23 protein-coding genes and 1 riboswitch are annotated in these 23,035 nt (G+C 41.2%); of the genes, 13 read left to right on the top strand and 10 right to left on the bottom strand.

Annotated features, from left to right (window positions below):
* Window positions 1–110: 110 nt before the first annotated feature.
* Window positions 111–1,142, bottom strand: coding sequence for a LacI family DNA-binding transcriptional regulator (locus AC0L3Y_RS05030; protein WP_473469523.1), 1,032 nt, complete (start codon window positions 1,140–1,142; stop codon window positions 111–113).
* Between the two features lie 226 nt (window positions 1,143–1,368).
* Here AC0L3Y_RS05030 and AC0L3Y_RS05025 point away from each other — a divergent pair, with 226 nt between their 5' ends.
* Together AC0L3Y_RS05025 and AC0L3Y_RS05020 are read left to right on the top strand one after the other, a co-directional pair.
* Complete coding sequence (locus AC0L3Y_RS05025) at window positions 1,369–1,602, top strand: DUF1272 domain-containing protein (protein WP_473469521.1); 234 nt, start codon at window positions 1,369–1,371, stop codon at window positions 1,600–1,602.
* 131 nt (window positions 1,603–1,733) lie between these two features.
* Window positions 1,734–2,228, top strand: a complete 495-nt coding sequence (locus tag AC0L3Y_RS05020; RefSeq protein WP_473469519.1) for a hypothetical protein — start codon at window positions 1,734–1,736, stop codon at window positions 2,226–2,228.
* A gap of 38 nt (window positions 2,229–2,266) precedes the next feature.
* Here AC0L3Y_RS05020 and AC0L3Y_RS05015 read toward each other — a convergent pair whose 3' ends face one another.
* Entirely contained in the window at window positions 2,267–3,073 is an 807-nt protein-coding gene (locus AC0L3Y_RS05015; protein WP_473469518.1) for an ATP-grasp domain-containing protein, read from the bottom strand.
* 215 nt (window positions 3,074–3,288) lie between these two features.
* Entirely contained in the window at window positions 3,289–4,188 is a 900-nt protein-coding gene (gene rarD / locus AC0L3Y_RS05010; protein WP_473469516.1) for an EamA family transporter RarD, read from the bottom strand.
* Between the two features lie 155 nt (window positions 4,189–4,343).
* A riboswitch (FMN riboswitch) is annotated at window positions 4,344–4,519 on the top strand.
* 149 nt (window positions 4,520–4,668) lie between these two features.
* Here rarD and AC0L3Y_RS05005 point away from each other — a divergent pair.
* From AC0L3Y_RS05005 to AC0L3Y_RS04985, 5 genes are all read left to right on the top strand, one after another.
* Window positions 4,669–5,604: a DMT family transporter gene (locus AC0L3Y_RS05005; protein WP_473469514.1), complete on the top strand. Its 936-nt coding sequence runs from the start codon at window positions 4,669–4,671 to the stop codon at window positions 5,602–5,604.
* 220 nt (window positions 5,605–5,824) lie between these two features.
* Window positions 5,825–6,250 (top strand): hypothetical protein, encoded by a 426-nt coding sequence (locus AC0L3Y_RS05000; RefSeq protein WP_473469512.1) that lies wholly within the window; start codon window positions 5,825–5,827, stop codon window positions 6,248–6,250.
* Window positions 6,247–7,065 (top strand): MFS transporter, encoded by an 819-nt coding sequence (locus tag AC0L3Y_RS04995; protein ID WP_473469510.1) that lies wholly within the window; start codon window positions 6,247–6,249, stop codon window positions 7,063–7,065. Before AC0L3Y_RS05000 ends, AC0L3Y_RS04995 begins: the two co-directional genes overlap by 4 nt.
* A 231-nt stretch (window positions 7,066–7,296) precedes the next feature.
* On the top strand, window positions 7,297–9,447 hold the full coding sequence (locus AC0L3Y_RS04990; RefSeq protein WP_473469507.1) for an FAD-dependent oxidoreductase: 2,151 nt from the start codon (window positions 7,297–7,299) through the stop codon (window positions 9,445–9,447).
* Between the two features lie 4 nt (window positions 9,448–9,451).
* Window positions 9,452–10,255, top strand: a complete 804-nt coding sequence (locus AC0L3Y_RS04985; protein ID WP_473469505.1) for a DUF547 domain-containing protein — start codon at window positions 9,452–9,454, stop codon at window positions 10,253–10,255.
* A gap of 23 nt (window positions 10,256–10,278) precedes the next feature.
* On the opposite strand, the gene AC0L3Y_RS04980 is transcribed toward AC0L3Y_RS04985, so the two are convergent.
* Window positions 10,279–11,211, bottom strand: coding sequence for a LysR family transcriptional regulator (locus tag AC0L3Y_RS04980; RefSeq protein ID WP_473469503.1), 933 nt, complete (start codon window positions 11,209–11,211; stop codon window positions 10,279–10,281).
* Between the two features lie 169 nt (window positions 11,212–11,380).
* Between AC0L3Y_RS04980 and AC0L3Y_RS04975 the strand changes: the two genes are divergently transcribed.
* The gene (locus tag AC0L3Y_RS04975; RefSeq protein WP_473469500.1) at window positions 11,381–12,106 is read left to right on the top strand and encodes a sulfite exporter TauE/SafE family protein; all 726 of its coding nucleotides are present in this window, start codon (window positions 11,381–11,383) and stop codon (window positions 12,104–12,106) included.
* Between the two features lie 4 nt (window positions 12,107–12,110).
* Here AC0L3Y_RS04975 and AC0L3Y_RS04970 read toward each other — a convergent pair whose 3' ends face one another.
* The 4 genes from AC0L3Y_RS04970 to AC0L3Y_RS04955 all read right to left on the bottom strand — a co-directional run bounded on the left by AC0L3Y_RS04970 (window position 12,111) and on the right by AC0L3Y_RS04955 (window position 16,127).
* Window positions 12,111–12,962 (bottom strand): ABC transporter permease, encoded by an 852-nt coding sequence (locus AC0L3Y_RS04970; protein ID WP_473469498.1) that lies wholly within the window; start codon window positions 12,960–12,962, stop codon window positions 12,111–12,113.
* Window positions 12,962–13,705, bottom strand: a complete 744-nt coding sequence (locus AC0L3Y_RS04965) for an ABC transporter permease (protein ID WP_473469496.1) — start codon at window positions 13,703–13,705, stop codon at window positions 12,962–12,964. Before AC0L3Y_RS04965 ends, AC0L3Y_RS04970 begins: the two co-directional genes overlap by 1 nt.
* Window positions 13,706–13,889: 184 nt before the next feature.
* Window positions 13,890–15,038 (bottom strand): extracellular solute-binding protein, encoded by a 1,149-nt coding sequence (locus tag AC0L3Y_RS04960; RefSeq protein WP_473469494.1) that lies wholly within the window; start codon window positions 15,036–15,038, stop codon window positions 13,890–13,892.
* A gap of 9 nt (window positions 15,039–15,047) precedes the next feature.
* Complete coding sequence (locus AC0L3Y_RS04955) at window positions 15,048–16,127, bottom strand: ABC transporter ATP-binding protein (protein WP_473469492.1); 1,080 nt, start codon at window positions 16,125–16,127, stop codon at window positions 15,048–15,050.
* A gap of 180 nt (window positions 16,128–16,307) precedes the next feature.
* On the opposite strand from AC0L3Y_RS04955, the gene AC0L3Y_RS04950 reads away from it, so the two are divergent.
* The 5 genes from AC0L3Y_RS04950 to AC0L3Y_RS04930 all read left to right on the top strand — a co-directional run bounded on the left by AC0L3Y_RS04950 (window position 16,308) and on the right by AC0L3Y_RS04930 (window position 21,150).
* The gene (locus AC0L3Y_RS04950) at window positions 16,308–17,120 is read left to right on the top strand and encodes an MBL fold metallo-hydrolase (protein WP_473469489.1); all 813 of its coding nucleotides are present in this window, start codon (window positions 16,308–16,310) and stop codon (window positions 17,118–17,120) included.
* Window positions 17,117–18,166 (top strand): LacI family DNA-binding transcriptional regulator, encoded by a 1,050-nt coding sequence (locus AC0L3Y_RS04945; RefSeq protein WP_473469487.1) that lies wholly within the window; start codon window positions 17,117–17,119, stop codon window positions 18,164–18,166. Before AC0L3Y_RS04950 ends, AC0L3Y_RS04945 begins: the two co-directional genes overlap by 4 nt.
* A gap of 1 nt (window position 18,167) precedes the next feature.
* Window positions 18,168–18,935 (top strand): inositol monophosphatase family protein, encoded by a 768-nt coding sequence (locus AC0L3Y_RS04940; RefSeq protein WP_473469484.1) that lies wholly within the window; start codon window positions 18,168–18,170, stop codon window positions 18,933–18,935.
* Between the two features lie 175 nt (window positions 18,936–19,110).
* Window positions 19,111–20,526 (top strand): bifunctional diguanylate cyclase/phosphodiesterase, encoded by a 1,416-nt coding sequence (locus AC0L3Y_RS04935; RefSeq protein WP_473469481.1) that lies wholly within the window; start codon window positions 19,111–19,113, stop codon window positions 20,524–20,526.
* Window positions 20,527–20,622: 96 nt separating this feature from the next.
* The gene (locus AC0L3Y_RS04930; RefSeq protein WP_473469479.1) at window positions 20,623–21,150 is read left to right on the top strand and encodes a M48 metallopeptidase family protein; all 528 of its coding nucleotides are present in this window, start codon (window positions 20,623–20,625) and stop codon (window positions 21,148–21,150) included.
* Window positions 21,151–21,183: 33 nt separating this feature from the next.
* Here AC0L3Y_RS04930 and AC0L3Y_RS04925 read toward each other — a convergent pair whose 3' ends face one another.
* A complete protein-coding gene (locus tag AC0L3Y_RS04925) occupies window positions 21,184–21,837 on the bottom strand; it encodes a 7-cyano-7-deazaguanine/7-aminomethyl-7-deazaguanine transporter (protein ID WP_473469477.1) in 654 nt (217 codons plus the stop codon).
* A gap of 329 nt (window positions 21,838–22,166) precedes the next feature.
* A complete protein-coding gene (locus AC0L3Y_RS04920; RefSeq protein ID WP_473469475.1) occupies window positions 22,167–23,024 on the bottom strand; it encodes a PA4780 family RIO1-like protein kinase in 858 nt (285 codons plus the stop codon).
* Between the last annotated feature and the right edge of the window lie 11 nt (window positions 23,025–23,035).

Below are 23,035 nucleotides of genomic sequence, written 5' to 3'. Positions count from 1 at the left end.
TTTCAATAACGAAAGGTAAATTTCAAAATAAATCAAAACGAAATAAAAATTCTATTGTTATCAATAGGTAACAATACTTGAATAGTTAGTAATGAATAATCTTGTTTCTTTTATTCGTTTGTTTTGGGTTTGATTAAGGTGGATCGATAGATTAGTTCTGCTGAAATCGTTTGTTTATTCGGGATAGAAGTCGGATATTTCAATCGATTTAGCAAAGTTTGAACCGCTGCTTTTGCTATCTCCGTCGAAGGCTGTCTAATGGTTGTCAAATCATAGGCTTTAAACCGAGCTAAGGCTATATCATCACAGCCAATAATACCGATAGACTCTAGATGTTCCGTGCTTACAAGTTGTTTGGCGGCATCTAAAAAACCACAAGCCAGGTGATCCATGCAGAAAAATAGGCCATCTACGTGCTCGTCTGATGAGGTTAATATGTGTTCTGCAACCTGATAGCCACCATCGTAATCACCAACTTCACACAAGATCTCATTGGCTTGAATTAGACCTTTTTGAATATAAGGCTGTAGGTAGGCTAAAAAACCATTAGCACGCATTACACTGCTAAAACTCGGTTGTTTAGCTCGCACAACGGCAAGGTGTGTTTTACCTGATTGAATTAGTGCTTCAGCAGCCATGGAGCCTGCTTTCTTATTGTCTAAATTGACAATATCAGCTTCGTCAGAGTGCTCAGTTCGATTAACTAACACCACCGGTGTACCGTGTTTGATAAAGGCTTTACCAATATTTTCGCTTGGTGTGCCTGAAGTGATAATGACACCGCTGAGCTGATATTGAATAAGTCCATGCAGGTCTTCATCTATGGTTTCTCGATTCGATACGTCCATTACCATGGGACGAAGTCCGCAGTTTTGCACTTCAATGATTAACTTATGTAGAAACTCAGAGCGGAATGGATCTTCTAACCCCGCGGTAACAAGACCAACTAGATCACTACGTTTCTTAATCATGGTCTGCGCAGCTTTATTGACCTGATAGCCAAGCTGCTCAGCCGCCGCAAAAACACGCAGGCGTGTCGGTTCCGAGATTCGACTATTTGGGTCAAAACTTCGTGATACGGTTGATTGCGAAACGCCAGCTAAAGTGGCGACATCGGCAGAAGTGGCATGACGCTTGTTCATTATTATTTTGCTCTAATAATTGTTAAATAACATCTTTTCAGACTGTTTGAAGAGTTTACATTACATTAGATAGCATGTTTGTAACCTTCAACTCACTGATGACTTTATAGTTCAGTATAAAGTACTTTAGGTAAAAAATGTTTTTACAATGAATTACCTAATGATGTTTTCCAATGGGATTTTTGCTAGATTCAATGGGGTTATTCTAATGATGCTGAGGTAAAACATGTTAGAGCTAAGACCCAACTGTGAGTGTTGTGATAAAGATCTACCGCCTTTTGCTGAAGATGCCATGATATGCAGTTTTGAGTGTACATTTTGTGTAGACTGCGTTGAGATTAGGCAGGATTCCATGTGCCCTAATTGTGGTGGTAATTTTGTCCCCCGCCCCATTAGACCTGAGCAAAAATTAGTCAATAACCCTGCTTCAAATAAACGCGTTACTTCGGACTGCAAATAGAAGTAGATCAATTTTAGTTTTTGTACTTCTATCTTTAGTACTATAGAATTTTGGCGATAGTGATTAGCAATGATTTTTCGTGGGTAACAACTTCATTGAGTTCTAAAAACTTAATCGAGGAGCTTTATTACATGTTTTATTTTGCTGACTACAAAAAAAGAAGGAAAGGGACTTTGAAAATTTATGGACGAATTGCAATGATTGCAGGAGTAACAGGCTCGTCTGTGTTGTCTGCGGCTACTTCGATTAATGAAATCCACTCTTGCTTGGCGTTGACGAATTTCGTTGACTCAAAAATCAGCAGTGCAAGTAATACTTATTCTGAAGAAGAAATAGTACTGATCCACACAGGGCTTAGGCGTTACGGTGATTATCTAGATCGCGAGGTGATTGACCCTAAACTGTTGCAATTTTATGGTGGTAACGAGTCTCAAGCTAAATTAATGAAAAAGCTGTTTAGTCGTCAACAGGCAAGCTTTATTCGATATCTCAGTGATCGTTATTCAGAAGATAAAATCCCCACTGATTACGTTGTCGCCATTAAAGAGTGTTCAATCAAAACCCGTTCTCAAGGTGACGTTGCTCTTGCTCTCAAACAAGCCATCGACACCATGGCTAAACACTAAGCCTTTTTCTACATTCATACTTCACAAGTCGGTAACAGTTAAAACCCGCTTGGCTGATCAATTTGCATGGCTGTAGATAGAAGGTGTTGCTCGTTCAGGTAGTTGAGCAGTTCGGTATTCACATCACTTTGAATGCTCTGAATACCTTGGTTACCAAAAATACGGTTTATCTCGATCACATAAGGCACTGAGCCAACCATGGCAATATCGAATCCCGCATGGTTGATGTCTAATGATTCCGCAATGAAGGTAACGAGGTCTTGGGCTTCCTTTGGAATAAGTGCAATCTCAACTTGTCCACCTTGGCTGACGTTATTATGAAAGCCATTATCAGACTGCAAACGCCAATAACCACTGACGATTTTATTACCAACCCAAATGATCCGCATGTCTCGATCGATGGGCAAGTATTCTTGTACATATAACACATCGGTTTGAGCAATATAATCACGCCATTGACCTAGGGTTTCGATTAAAAACACCCCATTTCCCATGCTGCTTTTAGGGAATTTTGCGACAAAAGGCGACGGCATTTCATCCCATATTTTTTCTGCTTCATACTGTGTATTAGCAGATATAACAGTGTAAGGGTGCTGTAGTGGAACGATAGTGCGAAAGGTTCGAGTCATTTCGATTTTATCATGGCCAATTAGATAAGAAGCCAGACTTGGGAAAATGCGTTTCTTGAGACCACAGGTCAATGCAGTAAGTTGCCAGTATTGTGGGAAGAGAAGCCAATCAGCTTGTTTGATTTCTTCCAAATGATCATACATAGATTCAGGTTTTATGTATCGAACATGGGGTAAATGGAGTGTTCTTAGTGCATCGAAAGAGATGATCTTCATTCTAATATAATCAATGGCTAAACAGGTGGCGATTGTGTGCTTTAGAAAGGGAAAAGGAAACAAATAAATTTCGTCAATAGATATAAAAAAATAAGAGAGCAAATAGCCTGCTCTCTTATTACTAAAAAGGGTCTGTTAATAGACAATTATTCATCACTTGGGGCGTGTTTAAGAAAGAGGCCAAGTCAGTGTTACTAATTGAACTTGAAAGATTTTTAAGAGAATGCGCTCTTGGTACGGCTGTTACGCAAACGACGAATTGAATCAACGATCAGCATAGCAAGCGCTGACCAAATAAGCACAAATGTAATAAGCTTTTCTGAACTCAATGGCTCGTTATATAAAAACACAGCTAAGAGAAACATTCCCGTTGGGCCGATATATTGAAAAAATCCTATCGTCACCATACTTACACGATTTGTCGCCGCAGCAAAACACATTAAAGGCACCATGGTAATAGGCCCTGAAGCGATGAGCATCCAGTTTACAGAGGTACTGTTCTCAAGCATGTTGGATGTTGGGGATGTGGCGAGCACAAGATAAAAAAGTGCAAAAGGTAACAATATAGCTGTTTCAATGGCCATTCCAGTGAAGCTATCGACAGCCACTTTTTTACGGGCTAAACCGTAGAAACCAAAACTAGTGGCTAAAACCAACGCAACCCAAGGTAAAGAGCCAAATTGAATGACTTCAAAAACGACGGCGCAAAAGCATAAAGCAACAGCGGCTTTACGTACTCTATCGAGTTTGTCTTTGAAAAAAATCATACCTAATAAAATACTAATTAGTGGGTTGATGTAATAACCCAAACTTGCACTTAACATTTGATTGTTTTGTACTGCCCAAATAAAAGTTCCCCAATTCAGCGCGATGAGAATGGTGGAAATAAGCATAACTAGTAGTGTTTTTGGTGATCTAAGCACCGTTGTTAATGCCTTGGTATAACGTAAAACGAAGATTAATGCGATAACAAGCAGAAAAGACCAAATGACTCGGTGAGAAAGAATTTCTGTTGCAGGTACAAATGACATTTCTTTGAAATAAATTGGTGTAATAGCCCATAAAAGAAATGCAGATAAAGCGTAGAAAGAGCCACTTCGAGATGATGTTTGCATTGAAGCTGTCCTATTCAATGAATATTTATTTTAGATGGTGAGTCTATAGGAATATGTAATGAACAGGCAGAATAAAACAAAACATTCTAAAACTCAGTCTAAATATTGCCTAAACAAAAGGATAAGTTTAAAGTTGCCCGGTGAATTTTACATAAATCGAACTTCGGGGCGGGGCGAAATTCCCCACCGGCGGTAATTTTGACTGGGTAATGCCATCAAAGAGCCCGCGAGCGCTTAATTTTATTTATTTTAGCAATTAATAGAATTAAGGTCAGCAGATCTGGTGAGACTCCAGAGCCGACGGTTAGAGTCCGGATGATAGAAGATCGACCAAGCAGCAAAAAATCATTTCTCTTTATTGAGTGATGGTTATTTTTGTTGGCGCTGCCTATGCGTTTTAGCTTACATACTTTGATAATGTAAGTGTCTTGGTATATTCCTCATCACCCCTGTACATCTTATTTTTTGGAGAAACCAAAGATGGCAGGAACATTCTTTATCATGATCGCGTGCTTCACGTGGGCGCTTGATACTTTAATTCGGTATCCATTATTGGGTGCGGGTTATTCCACGCTACAAATTGTTTTAATCGAACACCTTACCTTAGTGTTATTTGTTAGTCCTATGCTGTGGCGCTATCGTCACGTTTATCGTCATATGTCGATGAATAGTTTTCTCTGCCTGTTCTTTATTGGCGGTGTTGGTTCTGCCGTAGGAACCTTAGCCTTTACGGAAGCCTTTCAATACTTGAACCCAACTGTGGTGATTTTGCTGCAAAAACTGCAGCCTATCGTAGCGATTTTATTGGCGTATTGGTTCCTGAAAGAACGGATCGAAAGTCAGTTTGTCCGCTGGGCGTTGGTGATTCTATCCGGCAGTTTCGTGATGATGTGGCCTGATTTGCGTTTGTTGAGTAACGCCCAATGGCATTACTCAAGTGACAGCATGAGTCTGTTAAAAGGTTATGGCTACACATTAATTGCGGTTATTTCATGGGGGGCTGCGACGGTTTGCGGTAAATACCTTTCCCATCAGAATATGCCAGCGAACGCCATTATGTCAGGTCGTTTTGTAACCGGCTTATTGGTTTTATTGCCTTTGGCAATAGTAAACACAGATAACTTAATGGCGATGAAATCGTTAGATTTAGGTTTGGCTGTTTCAATGGCATTGTTAAGTGGTTTTATTGGAATGTGGTTTTATTACCGAGGGTTACGCACTGTACCAGCTCAAATGGCGACCTTAGCCGAGCTGTCTTTTCCTGTGTTTGCCGCGGCGATCAACTGGTTCTTCTTAGACATGGGATTAACAGGGTATCAAATCATTGGTGGTTTGATGCTAATTTTTGGCAACATAGGTTTGCGTTTAAAAGAGCTAAGAAACAACGACTTAACAACAGTCACTCATCAGTCTTAAATTTCTCATAAAGCAGCCTGATGAAAATTCAGGCTGTTTTTCTTGTTTAAATACGATTCTATATAGTCAGTTCTATACTTGATTTGGATATATTTGAAATTCCTGCACAATTTTGGTGCTTTTTGATTTAGAATAGCGGCTAAAATCTGTCTGAATGGTTAGTTTTTGGTGCATGTCGTCTGTATTGAGAGTGGCTATTCTATTTTATCAAGGACAACCGATGCCAAGTCTCTCTCCAAAGGCGCAATCTACAGAATCTAAAAAACAATTTGTCGAGCCAAAAACCTATTGGTTTGAAGTGGTCTTAATCTGGATTGCTGGTGTTTCTGCTGCCATGCAGTTCGCTAAATTTTCAATTTCTTACGATGCTGTATTAATACATTATCAAGAAGGGCCAACTGCAACAGGCATGGCACTTTCTATTGTTGGTGTGGTTGGGCTGATTTTTGGTGTGTCGGCTGGTGTCTATGCTGGACGAATTGGCTATCGAAAGGTTCTGGTTGGCGCATTGCTGCTTGGTTCTATGTTGTCTTTTATTCAGTCGTTATTACCGCCATTTGAATTGGTTCTGGTGACTCGATTATTGGAAGGTTTTTCTCAGTTGGGTGTGGTTGTCGCCGCTCCAACTATGATTGCTGCAGCTTGAGTGCGAACCGTCACCGTTCGATAACGATGGGCTTGTGGGGCACCTTTTTTGGTGTCGCGTTTGCCATTAGTGGTTTTATTGGAAAATGGATTCTAGTGAATTTTGGTTTAAGTGCTTTGTACTTGAGTCATGCTATTTTGATTGGTTCTATGGCGTTGATCCTCACCGTATTTCTTCATAAAAACAGCTCACTTTTTAATACTGTTAAAGTCGAGGTGCCTGATAAAATTCTGACGCTGTTAGGCAAGATTTACCGTAACCCTCGCATTGTCTTTCCGAGTTTCATTTTTCTATTTTACACCTGTATTTTGGTGTCGATGCTGACGTATATCCCTCGATTTATTCAGGATGAATCGTTAAGAACGACCATGCAGATCTTTTTACCTTTAACCAGTACAGCAGGGTCTTTTATTGCGGGTGCATTATCTCAATACTTTTTTCGACCTCAGCGGGTGGCTTTGATCGCTTATATCGGTGCGGCAATTAGTGCACTGACATTGTTGAATTTCTTAGCGGAACCGACTTTATTCTGTTTTGTCGTCGGTGCGATGATTTTTTGTATCGGTATGCTACCAGGTGCGACCTTGGCCATGATTCCTGTGTTGGCTAGAAATCAAGACGAACAAGCCCAAGGTTATGGCTTGGTTGCCCAATTAGGTAATCTTGGAGCAACGATTGGGCCACCAAGTTTCGCGGCTATGATAACGTTATTTGGAATGAATGGTTTGATCGGTTTGGTATTGGTCTTTTGTTGCTTTGGTGTTGTGTTCAGTCTCCTATGTGCTCGAATTGGTGCAGCTTCAGAGGAGTCTTGAAATTAAATTGTTTTCAGTAGCATAAGCTATTCTTATGCTACTTTTCCCTTCTTTGCTTTATACCTTCCTTATTAATTTCACTTTAAAGTGGATATTTGTTGTAAGAAGTTTGTCCAAACTGCGTCTAATCTTTATATATAGTGCTACTTGAGCATAATGCTCCGTAAACAAAGCACTTTAATAGTATCAAATTCAATCAACTAATTTAGTCGTGGCTTTTGGAGCTTAGTAATGAAGAAAACCGTTTTGTTAATATTAATTGCGGCGGTCATCGTAGGTTTTTTCTACTTTGACTTGCATCAATTGTTAACGTTAGAAGGTCTAAAGTCAGGGTTAGAGACATTCGAAGCGTGGCGTGCTGAAAGCCCTCTACTTATTGGTGGTGCGTTTTTACTCTTGTATGTAATTGTGACTGCCTTATCTTTACCAGGTGCAGCCATCATGACACTAGCAGCTGGAGCTTTGTTTGGTTTGGGCTGGGGTTTGCTAATTGTTTCGTTTGCTAGCAGCATTGGTGCAACCTTGGCTTTTCTTGTTTCTCGTTACTTGCTTCAAGATACTGTGCAAAAACGCTTCGGTGATCGTTTAAAAGCCTTTAACGAAGGGATTGAAAAAGAAGGCGCGTTTTATTTATTCACACTTCGTCTTGTTCCCATTTTCCCTTTCTTTTTAATTAATTTGTTGATGGGGCTGACAACGATTCGCGCCGTGACATTTTATTGGGCGAGCCAGCTAGGTATGTTGGCAGGTACGTTTGTGTTCGTAAATGCGGGTACGCAACTTGGTCAACTAGAAAGCTTATCCGGCATTCTGTCTCCTCCTTTATTACTTTCTTTTGTTTTATTAGGTGTTTTCCCTTTGATAGCTAAAAAATTGATTAACATTATTAAAGCGCGTCGTGTGTATGCAGGTTTTACTAAGCCAAAAACATTTGACCGTAACCTTATCGTTATTGGTGGTGGTGCTGGTGGTTTAGTAAGTGCTTACATTGCTGCCGCTGTAAAAGCTAAGGTGACTCTGATTGAAGCTCATAAAATGGGTGGTGATTGCCTTAACTATGGTTGTATTCCAAGTAAAGCCTTGATCAAAAGTGCGAAAGTTGCACAGCAAATGCGTCACGCTGAAAACTACGGTTTGAACAGCAGTGAACCCACTTTCTCGTTCAAGAAAGTGATGGCTCGGGTTCATGATGTTATTAGCAAAGTTGAGCCACATGACAGCATTGAGCGTTACACAAATCTGGGTGTTGATGTTGTACAAGGTTACGCAAAACTAATAGATCCTTGGACTGTTGAAATCCAATTAAACGAAGGTGGCACGAAGCGCATGACAGCACGCAGTATTGTGTTGGCAACGGGCGCACGTCCATTTGTACCACCGCTACCAGGTTTGGAGGACGTGGGTTACTACACCAGTGACACACTTTGGGAAGAATTCGCAAAATTTGATGCGCCACCAAAACGTCTTGTTGTATTAGGTGGTGGTCCGATTGGTTCTGAGTTAGCACAAAGCTTTGCTCGTCTAGGATCGAATGTGACGCAGGTAGAGCGTGCTGAGCGAATCATGATTCGTGAAGACCAAGAAGTATCAGAATTAGTTCAAGAAAGCATGAGAGCCGATGGCGTAAACATTCTGACTTCTCATAACGCTCTGCGCTGCGAGAAAGATGGTGATGTGAAGCGTTTGATCGTTGAGAAAGATGGCGTAGAAAGCGTCATTGAATTTGATGCATTGCTTTGTGCAGTAGGTCGTCAGGCTCGTCTTGAAGGTTACGGTTTAGAAAATCTAGGTATAGAAACAGATCGTAACATCATCACGAATGATTACCTTGAAACGCTTTTCCCGAATATCTATGCAGCGGGTGATGTTGCAGGGCCTTATCAGTTCACTCATGTTGCTGCTCACCAAGCTTGGTTTGCCGCTGTGAATGCCTTGTTCGGTACATTTAAAAAATTCCGTGCGGACTATCGAGTGATTCCTTGGGCAACCTTTGTTGACCCTGAAGTAGCACGAGTTGGTTTAAGCGAGCAAGATGCGAAGGAACAAGGCATCGAATACGAAATGGTTCGCTACGAATTTGATGAACTAGATCGTGCCATTGCTGACAGTGCAACTAAAGGCTTTGTGAAAGTACTTACTGTTCCTGGTAAAGACAAGATTCTAGGTGTCACCATTGTTGGTGAGCACTCTGGTGACTTATTAGCCGAGTTCGTTCTAGCCATGAAACACGGTTTAGGTTTGAACAAAATCTTAGGCACGATTCACACCTATCCTACTTGGGCAGAATCGAACAAGTACGCCGCTGGCGAATGGAAACGCGCGCACACACCAGAACGTATTTTGAGCTGGTTGGAAAAATACCATACATGGCGTCGAGGTTAAGTAGATGAAGAACTGGCTGATTGTTTTATGTGCTGTATTGGGTTTACAGAGTGTTAGCGCAAATGCCGCTAACACCTTCGATCATTCCGCATGGAATGCGTTATTACAACAGAATGTTCATTTGCTTGAAGGTGGTAAAGCCAGCCAAGTAGATTATCAAGGGTTTGCTGATGATAAAATGTCTCTGGATGCTTATTTAGAAGCCCTAGAAAACATTAGTCAGTCTGAATTTGATGCTTGGCCGAAGGATGACCAGCTGGCATTTTTGATCAATGCTTATAATGCTTGGACAGTGGGGTTGATTCTTACCAAATGGCCTGATTTAAAATCAATCAAAGACCTAGGCAGCTTTTTTAGCTCACCTTGGAGCAAAGAATTTATTCCTTTATTAGGAAAAACGCGTTCTTTGGATGATGTAGAACATACATTGATTCGTGGTTCAGATCGCTACAATGATCCACGTATCCACTTTGCGGTAAACTGCGCCAGTATTGGTTGTCCTGCGTTATCAAACCAAGCCTTTCAAGGTGATAATCTAGATAGCTTGCTAGAGACACAGACAGAACTATTTTTAGCTGACAGCAGCCGTAACCGTTTGAATGGTAAAAAATTAGAATTGTCTTCTATCTTCAAATGGTACCGTGAAGACTTTGAAAAAGGTTGGAAAGGCTACAACTCATTAGAAGCCTTTATCAGTCATTATGCGTCTTTTATGTCGTTACCTGAAAGTGTAAAAACTGCTCTTGATAACAAAAAAGTGGATATCAAGTTCTTGGATTACGATTGGGCTTTGAATAAAAAATCATAAAGGCGGTTTATCAAGTTTCATTCTTACGTGTCATCAGATGAGTTAGAAAAGCATTTCATCATTTCCCAAAAAAGGTTGGATTGAGAACTTTGAGTCTGATGGCGTAGACGAATCATGAAAATAGGAACTTGGCTTTGAGATGTGAAATTTTCGACTTCAATCGGAATCAATTGACCATTTTCAAGTTCTGAGCCAATAATGTGTTTGGGCATCCGAGCCCACCCAAGACCATGCAGAAGCATGGTTTTTTTTGTCTGAAAATCGTTCACGTACCAACGCCTTCCTGTTGGTAAAGTGTATCTGTGTCCATTTTCTGCTGAGTTTACTGCAGTATTGCTCACTAGAATTTGTGGCAATGAATAAAGTTGCTGTTGTTTGATCTTTGCACCGCAGGCATTATTTTTTGAAACGCTAATTTGGCTATTGAGCGAAGCCAATACATCAGGACAGACAACCGTAATCATATCAATCCTATAAAGCTCAACAAAAGCGTGGCGATCATCTAGCCCATATCTTGGACCAATGGCAATTTCACATTTGTTCTTGGTGAGGGCTTCCTGAACGCCGTACAAATGATCAGTTGTGATGTCTAAAGATGTTTCTGGATATTGAGTCTGAAAAGCTTTGATTCTCATCATACAATTCTTGTTTACACCCATCTGACTGAGACAAAGGTGTAATGGCGCTTCTATACCTTTGGCAAGATCGTGACCAAGATTTTCCAATTGCTGTGCTTGAGAAATGAGCTTTTTGCTTTGCTGGAAAAAAGCATGACCTTCTGCCGTTAACGTCGGACGATAACTATCGCGATCAAACAATAAAATTCCATACTGAGCTTCCAGTGTTTTTACCGCGGCACTGATACCTGGTTGGGTTTTATGTATGGCGTCTGCAGCAGAGCGGAAACTCCCCGTTTCGACAACGGCAATAAAAGCTCTTAATTGATCTAGTTTCATAAAATTATGCAGCTTAATGATTAGTATTTATTATCGTTTTAATAATAAAACGAAATTATTTATTTTTCATTATATGTCTTATGATTCTATCCATTGAACGAGCACTTGAAATTACTCATTTTCAAACGACCGTTATTAAATTGTTATCAGGGTATGAAAGGAGGAATTAGTGGATCTCACATTGGTTGTGTTGTTTTTGGCGGGTTTGATTACCGGCTTTTCAAAGTTTTCAGTTGGCGGTATGGGCCTGCTGGTGTTACCGATCGTAATGATCGCTTTTCCTGGCCCTGAAGCACTGGGGATACTGTTGCCGCTTTATATTGTGACAGACTTAATGGCAGTGGCCAGTTATAGAAATAAAATTGCTTGGGGCGTGTTAGGACGATTTTTACCCTTAGCTTTTTTAGGTGTGTTTATCGGAAGTCAATTTCTGGCGAACATAGATGCGGATCAATTCTTAACGTTTCTTGGTATCACTATTGTCGCAATGATTGCATTAGGCCTTTATCTCGATTTTCGTCCAGCTTCATTCATGCGCAAACCAGTTACCGCTTATCTAATGGGGTTCTTTGGTGGTGTTATCAGCGTTATTGCTAATGCTGCTGGACCATTGTTCAGTTTGTTCCTACTAGAGCAAAAGCTCGACAAAGGTACTTATGTCAGCACACGAGCATGGGCCTTCTTCATTATTAATCTATTGAAATTCCCTTTATACGTTGGCCTTGGGTTACTATCTGTAGAGAGCGCAGAAACGAGCCTTTACGCCCTGCCGGGTCTAGCGCTTGGCTCGTTCATTGGCTATTACTTCTTGAAAAAAGTAAACCCAATTCAATTCAAATGGATGATTCGGATTATGTCTACGCTGGCGGCTTTTAAGTTGTTCTTATTTTCTTAAACCACTATTTTCCGAGTTTAGATAGCATTTCAGGTCGCATAAATTTATGAATGATCACCATAAATAAAATAGAAGGTATCAACAATATTAAAGCGGTAATGGACGCAATCTGATAATTCCCTTCCATGCTGGCGGTATAAAGCAAAAGTGGCAAGGTACTGATATTTGGAGCTCCTACAAAGAAAGTCCCGGTAAATTCATCCAAGGATTCTAGGAAGACAAAAATACAGCTGGCGATAAGGCCTGGAGCCGCTTGAGGAAGAACGATATGGAAGAAGGTATAAATTGGTCCTGCGCCTAAATTGCGAGACGCTCGCTCTAACATAGGATCGGTTGAGCTAAACGCCGCCACGCTAATCCAAATTGAAAACATTAAGCCATGTACGCTGTGCACTAATATCACGCCCAGTAGAGTGCCATTCAATCCAAAGTCATAAAAAATACGGGCAATGTTCATGTACACAGTAAGGTTTGGAAACGCCTGTGGAATCAAAAACAGTAACATCCAGAAGGCACGAAAGGGCATGCTTTGTTTTGCAAGCGCATAACCCGCAGGCACTGAAACCAACAAACACACGATGACGGTTAACACAGCAATTAATAAGCTGGTCAGTAACGAGCTGGAAACATCGCTGTAGGGGTTAAAGACTTGGTGCCAGTATTTGAATCCCCATTGTGTTGGCAAAGAATGGGGAAAATACCAACTCTCTGTTACTGTCCAAATTAAGAGGTTTACAATTGGACCAAACAAGACCAGTGCGAGCAGCAATATAAACAGGCTTTGTAGCCAAAAATTGAGTCGCAAAGAGCGGACTTTTATGTGACTCAATAGACTAGATGTTGGTGTAGAGATCATCAAATAGCTCCTTTTTCTTTTAGATTTTGGCGAAGATAGAACCAAGCCAAACCTGCGCAAATAGCATAGGAGACCAAACCAAGTGCATTTGCCACGTGATAATCGCCATAGGAGTTAATTCGAAATGCCATGTCCGCTGTCATCATGGTTGGTGTGCCGGTTCCTATCATCAAGGGAACGGAAAGTACGGACATAATAGTGACCGTCGATAACACCATAGCGACACCAATACTTGGTGTGATTTGAGGCAATATAATCTGAGCCAAAATACGAAAACGTGAAGCGCCTAAGTTACGTGCAGCGCGTATTTGTGAATCATCTAGTGCGGCCATAGCACCAGATATTAACAGTGTCGAAAACGCCATTTGTTTCCAAACAAAGGTGATAATAATGCCAGTCCAACCAAGGAATGACACGGTTTCCATAGGTGTTAACAGACCGGCTTCAATAAAGGCATTATTCATCAATCCGTTCTTTGCCAAAAAAGTTCGCATCATTTGGGCGGTGACAATAAAGGGAATAAACAAAGGCAAACGATAAAGAAAACTCAGTAATCTAACGAGTGAGCGAAATGGCGACAAGGTAATTAGCGCCGCAATTGTGATCGATAAAACCGCTAGAATTGATACAGAAATCAGTACAATGAAAACGGTAAAAAGCATGTCTTTAGAATACAACTCAAACGCTTTCAGTAGATGCGACAGAGTAAAGCCGCCTTCGTCTAAGGTAACGGCTGAATACAATGAGAAGCACAAAGGGTATAAAAAAAGATACCGACCATGAGCGCAGCAGGTGCAACCAACCAAAGATTGTGTGATGTCGTTTGACGCATGTTTCTTTTTCCAATAACGAACGCAGGATAAAATCGCCCTGAACAATTCTCCTCAGGAATCTTGCTCAGGGCGCTAGTCGAGTAAAACTTAAAAGCTAGTTAGAGACTTTACGCTCGTAACCTTCTTTGATGTCATCAAAGTAGGGTCCGATTGGGAAGCCTTTGCCGTACTTGGCCAAATCGCTTGGCGTAATTTCAGCAAACAGTTTTTCCCATGTTGCGCGGTCTAACTTGTTTTTTACGTGTTCTGCATCGATGCCTGGATACCAGTTAAAGCGTTCTACAATGCCTTCCGCTTGTATTGCTGGACTGGTTGCCAGTTCGATGAATTCACGAGCAAGTTCTGGATTGGCTGCTTTCGTTGGCGTGACGTAATACATAGGTTGTCCAGGCATGCCTGGTGCGATCAAAGACAGTTTCATGGATGGTGGGATTTTGCCTTGGGCTTTCCAGCTGTAGAACATGTCTACCCATACTGGCCCCATGAAAATTTCGCCACGGTTTAACATATCTAATGTGCCTGCGTTACCCGGTGTAAAAGTAATATTCTTGTTGAATTCTTTCAGCTCAGAAAAAGCTTTGTTCCAAGATGTGGCAAGATTTTTATCGTATGGTGCAGAGGATAATTTATCTGCGTTTGAGCCGTAGGCATAAATCCAGCCAGTGACAAAACTCACACCTGACATACCGTTTTTAATGCCGTTGTAACCAAAAGATTTTGGGTGTTTTTCAGTCCAAGTCACAAGTTCGTCATAAGAGGTTGGTGGATTACTGACAAAATCACTGTTGTAGGCAATCGCAGTTTGGCTATGGAACATAGGCATCACATAGCCTTCGACGTTAACGCCAAGAGCATTCTTCGCGCTATCGCGAGTCGCCATTTTTCCAGTGTTAATATCTGTGCGATATTTGGAAAGCAGACCACCTTCCACCATTTCACCGCCAATTTTTTGGTGAACCACGGCAACATCAATATCCCAAGTGTCCAAATTACTGCTGTTTTGAGCGGACAGTTTTTCTTTTATTTTATGGGAGCCTGCATCGCCAGGACCTGTGCCTACGACGTTCACTTTTACACCCGGGTGTGTCGCCTCAAATTTTGGGGCTAGGTACGATTTTACGTAATCCACCATGTTTTGATTGCCTGCAGTGACCACATTTAATGTAGTGTCTGCCTGCGCAAAACCTGAAAATTGGGTAAGACCAATGGCGGCAAGTACAGCTATCTTCGTTTTATAGAACATGATTTATCCTCATTGATTTGACTGAAATGGCATGGTTGTCTGAAACACTGAATTTTCAACGTCTTGTGCGTAAATATGCAGTGCATTGGGTAGAACACGTAAAGTTACGGGAGTCTGTTCAGGCAGATTTTTATCGTGTTCTGCCTGTATGGTGTGCTTCCCGCAGCGCACACTAATTCGGTAATTGTTGCCAAAGAAAGCACTTTGCTCGACGACGCCTTTGATGAGTAAGCCTTGTTCGCCACTTTGGGGTTCTTGAGTTGAAATACGAACATTTTCGCTGCGAAAATACAGACTGGATCGTTCGGAAGGTAAATCGATTTGGCTACCAAGGTTTAAGACAAATGCTTCATCGGATGTTGGCCATTCGATGTGATTATCTGCCCCCATGAAGTCGGCCACAAAAGGCGTGCTCGGATGATGGTAAATTTCTTCTGGTGTACCTATTTGTTCGATTCGTCCTTGGTTTAATACGGCAATACGATCTGCCATGACTAACGCTTCTTCTTGATCGTGGGTGACGATCAGAGAGGTAAAACCAAGTTGCTTTTGTAAGGCTTTTATTTCATGTCGTACGCTTAATCTTACTTTGGCGTCTAGGTTAGAGAGTGGTTCATCAAGTACTAATACATCAGGGCGAATGGCTAACGCTCTTGCTAAGGCGACGCGTTGGCGTTGTCCGCCAGACAAAGCGGTTACCTTTTCATCTTCTAATCCATTGAGTTTTACAATGTTTAATAATTCAGCTACGCGAGCGTCTATTTCTGCGCGTTTTACTTTTTTCACTTTCAAACCGTAGGCAATGTTTTGTGACACTGTCATGTGCGGCCACAGTGCGTAACTTTGAAACACCATGGTGATATTGCGTTTTTCAGCGGGCAGTTGGGAAATGGCGCGTTGACCTGCAAAAATTTCACCCTGACTCACAGGGACAAAACCACATAGCGCATTGAGTAAGGTAGTTTTTCCGCAGCCGGACGGCCCAAGTAAGGCGATCATTTCCCCTTGCTCGACGTTCAAGTTGATGTTGTTCAAGATCAACTTATTCCCGTAGCCAGCTTGTAAGTTTTCTATATGTAAGTGCGCCATGCCTTGCTCCAAGTGCGATAAAACGTTTGCCGGAGATCTTTTTTCACTTTTTTATGTAAAATGAACACGTGTTCACAGTTCTGTAAAAAAATGCAATCTATAACCGACATGATGGAGGCCTACTTTGTCGGATCTTTGTGACAATTTAATTAAACAAAAAAAATATCTTGGTGGGACTGTATGAAAATTGACGTGATTGGTTGTGGTAGTGCGTTTTCTCAACGCAACAACACTTCTTCCATTAGGATTATCGATTCACAGCAAAATCAATGGCTCATCGACTGTGGCCCAACGGTCCCAAGAGCGATTTGGCAGCGCAATATTGGTGTAAATGACATACAGGTGATTTATTTCACACACATTCATCCAGACCACAGCTCTGGATTGGCGGCACTGATAAACCAATGGAAAAGCTTTCAACGCACTGAATCATTGACGATTTTTTGCCAAGCTGAGCAGAGAAAATCATTAGAAGCCTTGGTGGCATTATCCGTCTGGCCCGAGACAGAAGTGTGTTTCGAGATTCATTGGCAAGATATTCAGGATGCTTTCGAGTGGAAGCATTGGCAGATCCGTACTGCCAATACACAGCATGAAATGGCCAATCGCGCGATTCGGGTCGAGATTGATCAACATACTTTGTTCTTCAGTGGTGATGGTCGACCTACTTCTGAGAGCCAAGCGTTAATGCAAAACGTAGACATGGCTTTTCAAGAATGTGCGTCTTTTGATTCATTGCCTGCGGATTCTTCTCATGGTGATTTACCTGATTGTGAGCGCTTACTTAAAGAAACGGGTGCGAAAGCCTTAGGGATTTATCATTTCTTTGATGGTGCGATGTCGAGCCTTTATGACGCTGCACAACAAATACCGAATTTATTTTTAAGTCGAGATGGTTTAGTGATTGATTTAGAAGATGAAGATTATCTTCAGCGAACATTTAACACGACGTTAACGGATGCCCTTTCTACGAGACAAGGAGCAAAACATTGAAGAATATTCGAAAACGGGGTTCGGTTACGGCGGAAGACGTCGCCAAATTGGCTGGTGTTTCCCGTGCAGCGGTTTCTAGAACATTCAGTAATAACGGCAGCGTTGCCAGAGAAACCCGTGAGAAAATACTCAAAGCAGCCAACGAGCTTGGCTATCAAGTAAATTTCTTAGCGCAAGGGTTAAACCGTAAGCGCAGTCAATTAATTGGTGTGGTTGTTGCCCGTTTAAGTGATCCTTTTCGCAGCAGTTTGTTGGAAGGTTTGCTTAGCGAAATCCAACGAAAAGGCTACCAAGCGTTAGTGACGGAAGTACGTGATGCCGAAGAGTTAGAAATGACCATTAGACGTTTCACGCAATTTCGTGTTTCTGGCGTTGTAGTGACATCCGGTCAGCCGCCCGCAGATCTAGTCAAAGAATGTGTGCAGCATAATATTCCTGTGGTCGGTATCAATCGACATATGGATATTCCTGACGTGGATTTTGTTTGTTCAGATAACTGTATGGCGGCGACCTTGGTCTCTGAGCAATTGATTAGCTCAGGCTGTACCCGTGTAGGTTGGTTGAATTATAAAAATTCAACTTGGTCTGGTATTAATCGTGGTGAAATTTTTCGTCGAATAATGCTTGAAGAAAATAAGATTGATGAGTCTGATTTCTTAGATATCACCACGGAGATAGATGGTTATGAAGGCGGTAGAAAAGCGGCTCATGATTTTTGTGCAAAAGGTGAAAAAGTAGAGGGTGTTTTTTGCGCTAATGCTCAGCTTGCGTGTGGGTTTTTGGATGGTATGCGTGAAAATGGTTTTGACGCACCAACGGATTTCCACATTATTGGTTTCGACAATACGCTTCAAACAGCGCAATACAGTTATCGCTTAACCACGATTCATCAGGACGTGGAACAGACCGCTCGACAGGTATTAGCCTGTTTAGAATCAAGAGGGCAAGAACCCCATATTCAGCAGCGTTTCGAAGAAATTCCTGTGAAATTAGTGATGAGACACACTTCGCCAGACCTTGCATTGATTAGTAAAAGGAATCCATAGAATGGAACATGAACACCAAATTTTAGAGTTGGCGATTAAACAGGCGGGAAAACGTGCTCAGGCAATTCGTGAAGCCGGACTGTCCGTCACGATGAAAGGAAGACAAGATTTCGTTTCTGAAGCTGACGTCAGTGTTGAAAATGAATTGAAACAAGTAATCCACTCATTGTTTCCTAATGATGGTTTTTTAGGAGAAGAAAGCGGTTTGGTTGTTGGTAATGAAAATCAGGTGAGCGGTGTTTGGGTAATTGATCCAATTGATGGCACAACGAATTATCTTCAAGGTATGGATTACTGGTGTATTTCTGTTGCGTACGTGGTTGAAAAGAGCATTCAAATTGGTTTTGTTTATGCTCCAGACAGAGACGAATTTTTCTTTGCTCAGCGTGATAAAGGTGCTTACTTAAACGGTGTAAAGTTAACAATTAATGACCCAGATGAAGGCTATGCCATCATAGGTGTTGGTCGTTCTAATCGTAGACCACTACAAGAGTATTTTGACCTTCTCTTAAAGTTAGATGAAAAGGATATTGAGCATCGGCGGTTTGGTGCTGGCGCGTTAATGTTAGCCCATGTTTCATCTGGTTTAGTGCATGGTTATTATGAGTCGCATCTGAATAGCTGGGATGCTTTAGCTGGATTGCTATTGATCGAAGAAGCAGGAGGTAAAACATCTAATTTCCTTACAAATAACGGTCTACTGGATGGTAATCTTACTTGGGCTGCTACTCCTAAGTTATGGAAAGCTTTGAATGATTTAATTGGTTGATATGGTAACCACATTCGTTAATCTTAGTGAGTGAGTGGTATAAGCAACGTACAAAAAACATACAAAAAACCTTCAGTTCAATATTGAATCGAATGGTCGATTACTTATTAATTGGAGGGCGAGCGATAAGATTGGATTTTGTATCGCAATAAGAATGCTTTTCGTGGAAATTTGTATGGAACACAACACAATAAACAATGACATTCGATTAGAAGATATTTTAAATACGACGCCGATTGCCGTTGGGTGGTCGAATGTTTCTTCTGGTCGAGTGGAATACATTAATAAGAGGTTTAATCAGTTATTCGGTTTTACGCTGCAAGACCTTCCTGATATTCGTACCTGGTGTTTACGAGTTTCTAATGATGATAATTTTTTTCAAAAGGTAATCCAGCCTTGGGTCCTAAGTAGTAATAGTGACTCGTCTGCTGAAGATCTAAAGACACAACTTCTTTGTAAAGATGGATCCATTAAACAGGTCAGTATGAGTTTCTCCACCGTTGGTGAGAAAAGATTGTGGTATTTCAACGACGTTACAGATTATTGGATTGCTGAAAAGCGATTACGAACACAAAGCGATATGCTTGAAATGGTTGCAAAAAGTTCAGCATTGAAAGATATCTTAAACGTCATAGTGAAGCAGATCCAATTAGAAAGTCCCAATTCCCTTTGTAGTGTGTTGTTATTTGATAAAACTGAGCAATGTTTAAGACTTGGTGCCGCACCTGATTTTCCTGATTTTTATAACGAAGCTGTCGATGGCTTAAAAATTGGTGTAAATGTTGGTTCCTGTGGTGCTGCGGCGTATCTAGGTAAGCGAGTTATCGTTGAAGATATTTCGACACATCAAAATTGGATACAGTTTGCTGAGTTGGCTAAAAAAGCAAATGTTGCTGCTTGTTGGTCTGACCCCATTATGTCCTCGAAGGGGGATTTATTAGGTAGTTTTGCTATTTATAAACACGAACCATCTTCTCCTACAGAGAAGGATTTTGAGCTTATTAATTTCGCGAGTAACTTGGTAAGCATAGCGATTGAAAGTTTCAAGGCGCAAGAAGAGCTAGAAAAGAGAGCTTATTTTGATCATCTTACAGGGTTGTCGAATCGAGGCAGCTTTCTCCAGCAATGCGAGAGTATTCTAAATAAAACACTTTTTGATAGCACGCCTTTGTCTATCATCATGATGGACGTTGATCACTTTAAAGATGTAAATGATGCTTATGGTCACAAGGCTGGTGACTCGGTGTTGCAAAAATTAGCTGAAGTCAGTCAATCTGTTTTGAGACAGAACGATATTATTGCTCGGATTGGCGGTGAAGAGTTTGCTATTTTATTGCCATCGACAAGGAAAGAAGGCGCCATGAAAGTGGCTGAAAAACTTAGGGTGGCAATAGAAGAAAGTATTGTATTGAGCTCTGATAACCAGGAAATTCATATTACGGTGTCTTTAGGGATTGCTTACAAAGAAAGCGGATATTGTTCCGTCGATGAGCTATTAAGCCAAGCAGATAAGGCTTTGTATCAGTCAAAAGATGCAGGGCGGAATTGTGCGCTTTCTCTAGAATGTCATGGTAATAAGTCGTTGATTTAAATGCAATTCAAAATTAATGTACTATTTTTTAGTGCAGCTTTGGGTGACAAGTTCGTAATTCAAAGAATACATTTAGTAATGTGAATAGCAGGAATCATGAGCCAGAAAGACCTGTCTAACGGCATACGAAGTTACCTCAATGGATACAGTGCTCAAGTGCAAAAGCAAGCTCAGGATTTGTTGGCCTCAGGGTCATCAGGAAACTGGCTTCTTAAAAAGTACCCTAAAGCACATAATCTTAATGGTACCCGTGGACTATATGAATTCGCTATGGATCTTAAAAGTGAGTTTATGCGTAGTTCCCCACCTATCAGCAAAGTTATTTACGACGATAAAATTCATATCATCAATAACGCGCTTGGGTTACATACTTATGTTTCGAGAAAACAGGGTAGTAAGCTAAAAGCCAAAAATGAGATTCGTATCTCATCTTTATTCCGAAAAATCCCTGAGCCTTTACTTAAAATGATTGTGGTTCATGAATTGGCACACCTTCGAGAAAAGGATCACAATAAAGCTTTCTATAAGCTCTGTTGCTATATGGAACCAGACTATCATCAATTAGAATTCGATCTAAGGGTTTATCTCAGTCACCGAGATCAATACGGTGACCTCTGGGACTGAGATTTTTCGATTAACAGCAAGCCGAGTTTGATTTTATACGTTAGACAGCTTTACTGTGGTGATTTTTTTCGTTAAATAATTAAGCAGAATGCCGTACATTGGAATGAACAAGCCAAGGCTGATAATTAATTTGAAGGCAAAGTCATTCACTGCAATTTCTTGCCAATGCTGAGCCATAAAAGGATCAGGGCTTTGGTAAAAAGCGATGCCGAAGAAAGCCAAGGTATCTAATCCATTTCCCAATAAGGTTGATGCCGCTGGTGCAATCCACCATTGTTTTAGTTGGCGAAGGCGATCAAACACTTGAATATCAAGCACCTGACCAAGTAAATACGCCAATAAACTCGCAATCGCGATGCGTGCCACAAAGTCATTCAATGACGAAAGTGGTTCAAAGCCCTGAAACTCGCCCTGAGCGAATATCACAGACAATACGTAAGAAACGATAAGCGACGGAATCATGACCCAGAAAACGATTCTACGAGCCAATGACGCGCCAAAAATTCGTACAGTCAGGTCGGTTGCAAGAAAGATAAAAGGAAAAGTGAATGCGCCCCAAGTGTTATGAAAACCAGCCACTGTAAAGGGAATTTGAACCAGATAATTACTTGATGCAATGACCAGTAGGTGGAACATAGCAAGGTAGCGCAGAGCTTTCGCTTTCTGCACAGGTGTGAAATTACTCATATTGTGACCTTTTTCGTTTGATTGGGGTGAGGGAACCCAAATAGAAATACTCATAACAGTTTAAGAATGAGCTTTCTTTCATTTTAGTTAAGTGTGTTTTGCACATCATCTGACCTCGCGGTCAAACTTGGAGCGGGATTATACATACTCCCATTGATAATTCAATTTCAATGAACAGAAAACTACATAGTAGTTTTCTCGAGTTTTAACTAAATCGAATAATGGTAGTGAATGAAGTGTAATGAATAATGCGGTTAATCGATCGTGCCTTCATTAACCGCATTATTGGAAAAGGTTATTAGAGATATACAAACAGCTAGACGAGGATTTTAGTCTTCGTCATCTGTTGCATTGATGCGAGCCAAGCGTTCTTGCTCTTCTTCAAACGCCTCTTTAATTTCTGTAAGAACAGAATCAACATCAGCCTCTTCTTCTGGTTCATCGAATTGACCTGTTAGTTCTGTTTCTGGGGTTAATTTACCAGCTTCAAATAGCGCCCAAATTTCTTTGGCGTATTTTGTTTCAAGTAACTCAGGAGCAGACATACCGTAATAATTGCGCATGTTATTAATGTCTCGCTCTAGCATCCATTCAGCATTGTTGTTTGCTGCGGCATCAACGGCTTGAGGTAAATCAATGATAACCGGACCGTGTGAATCAACTAGCACGTTAAATTCAGACAAGTCACCGTGAATTAAACCTGCGCAAAGCATACGGACAATGTCTTTTATAATGGTGTCGTGGTCGCGTCTAGCTTGTTCTGCGCTTAGAACCACGTCATTTAAGCGAGGTGCAACTTCACCGTCATCATCTGTGACAAGTTCCATTAATAAGACACCATCAAAGCAGCCATAAGGTGTTGGTGCACGCACTCCTGCCGCTGCTAAGCGATACAAGGCATCAACTTCAGCATTTTGCCAAAGATTCTCTTGCTCGTCTCGACCGAATTTAGAGCCTTTCTCCATTGCCCGTGAGCGACGGCTATTACGAACTTTTCGGCCTTCTCTGTATTGAACAGCTTGTTTAAAGCTTCGTTTCCCAGCTTCTTTATAGACTTTTGCGCAGCGGATTTCTGATCCACAACGTACCACGTAGACGGTTGCTTCTTTGCCACTCATTAACTGTCGAAGGACTTCGTCTATTAATCCATCTTCGATGAGCGGTTGTATTCTTTTAGGGATTTTCATGCGGCTCGTTA

Source organism: Marinomonas sp. GJ51-14 (assembly GCF_055808695.1).
The sequence above is the reverse complement of the archived record's forward strand: the minus strand, read 5'-3'. Positions and strand labels throughout refer to the sequence as shown.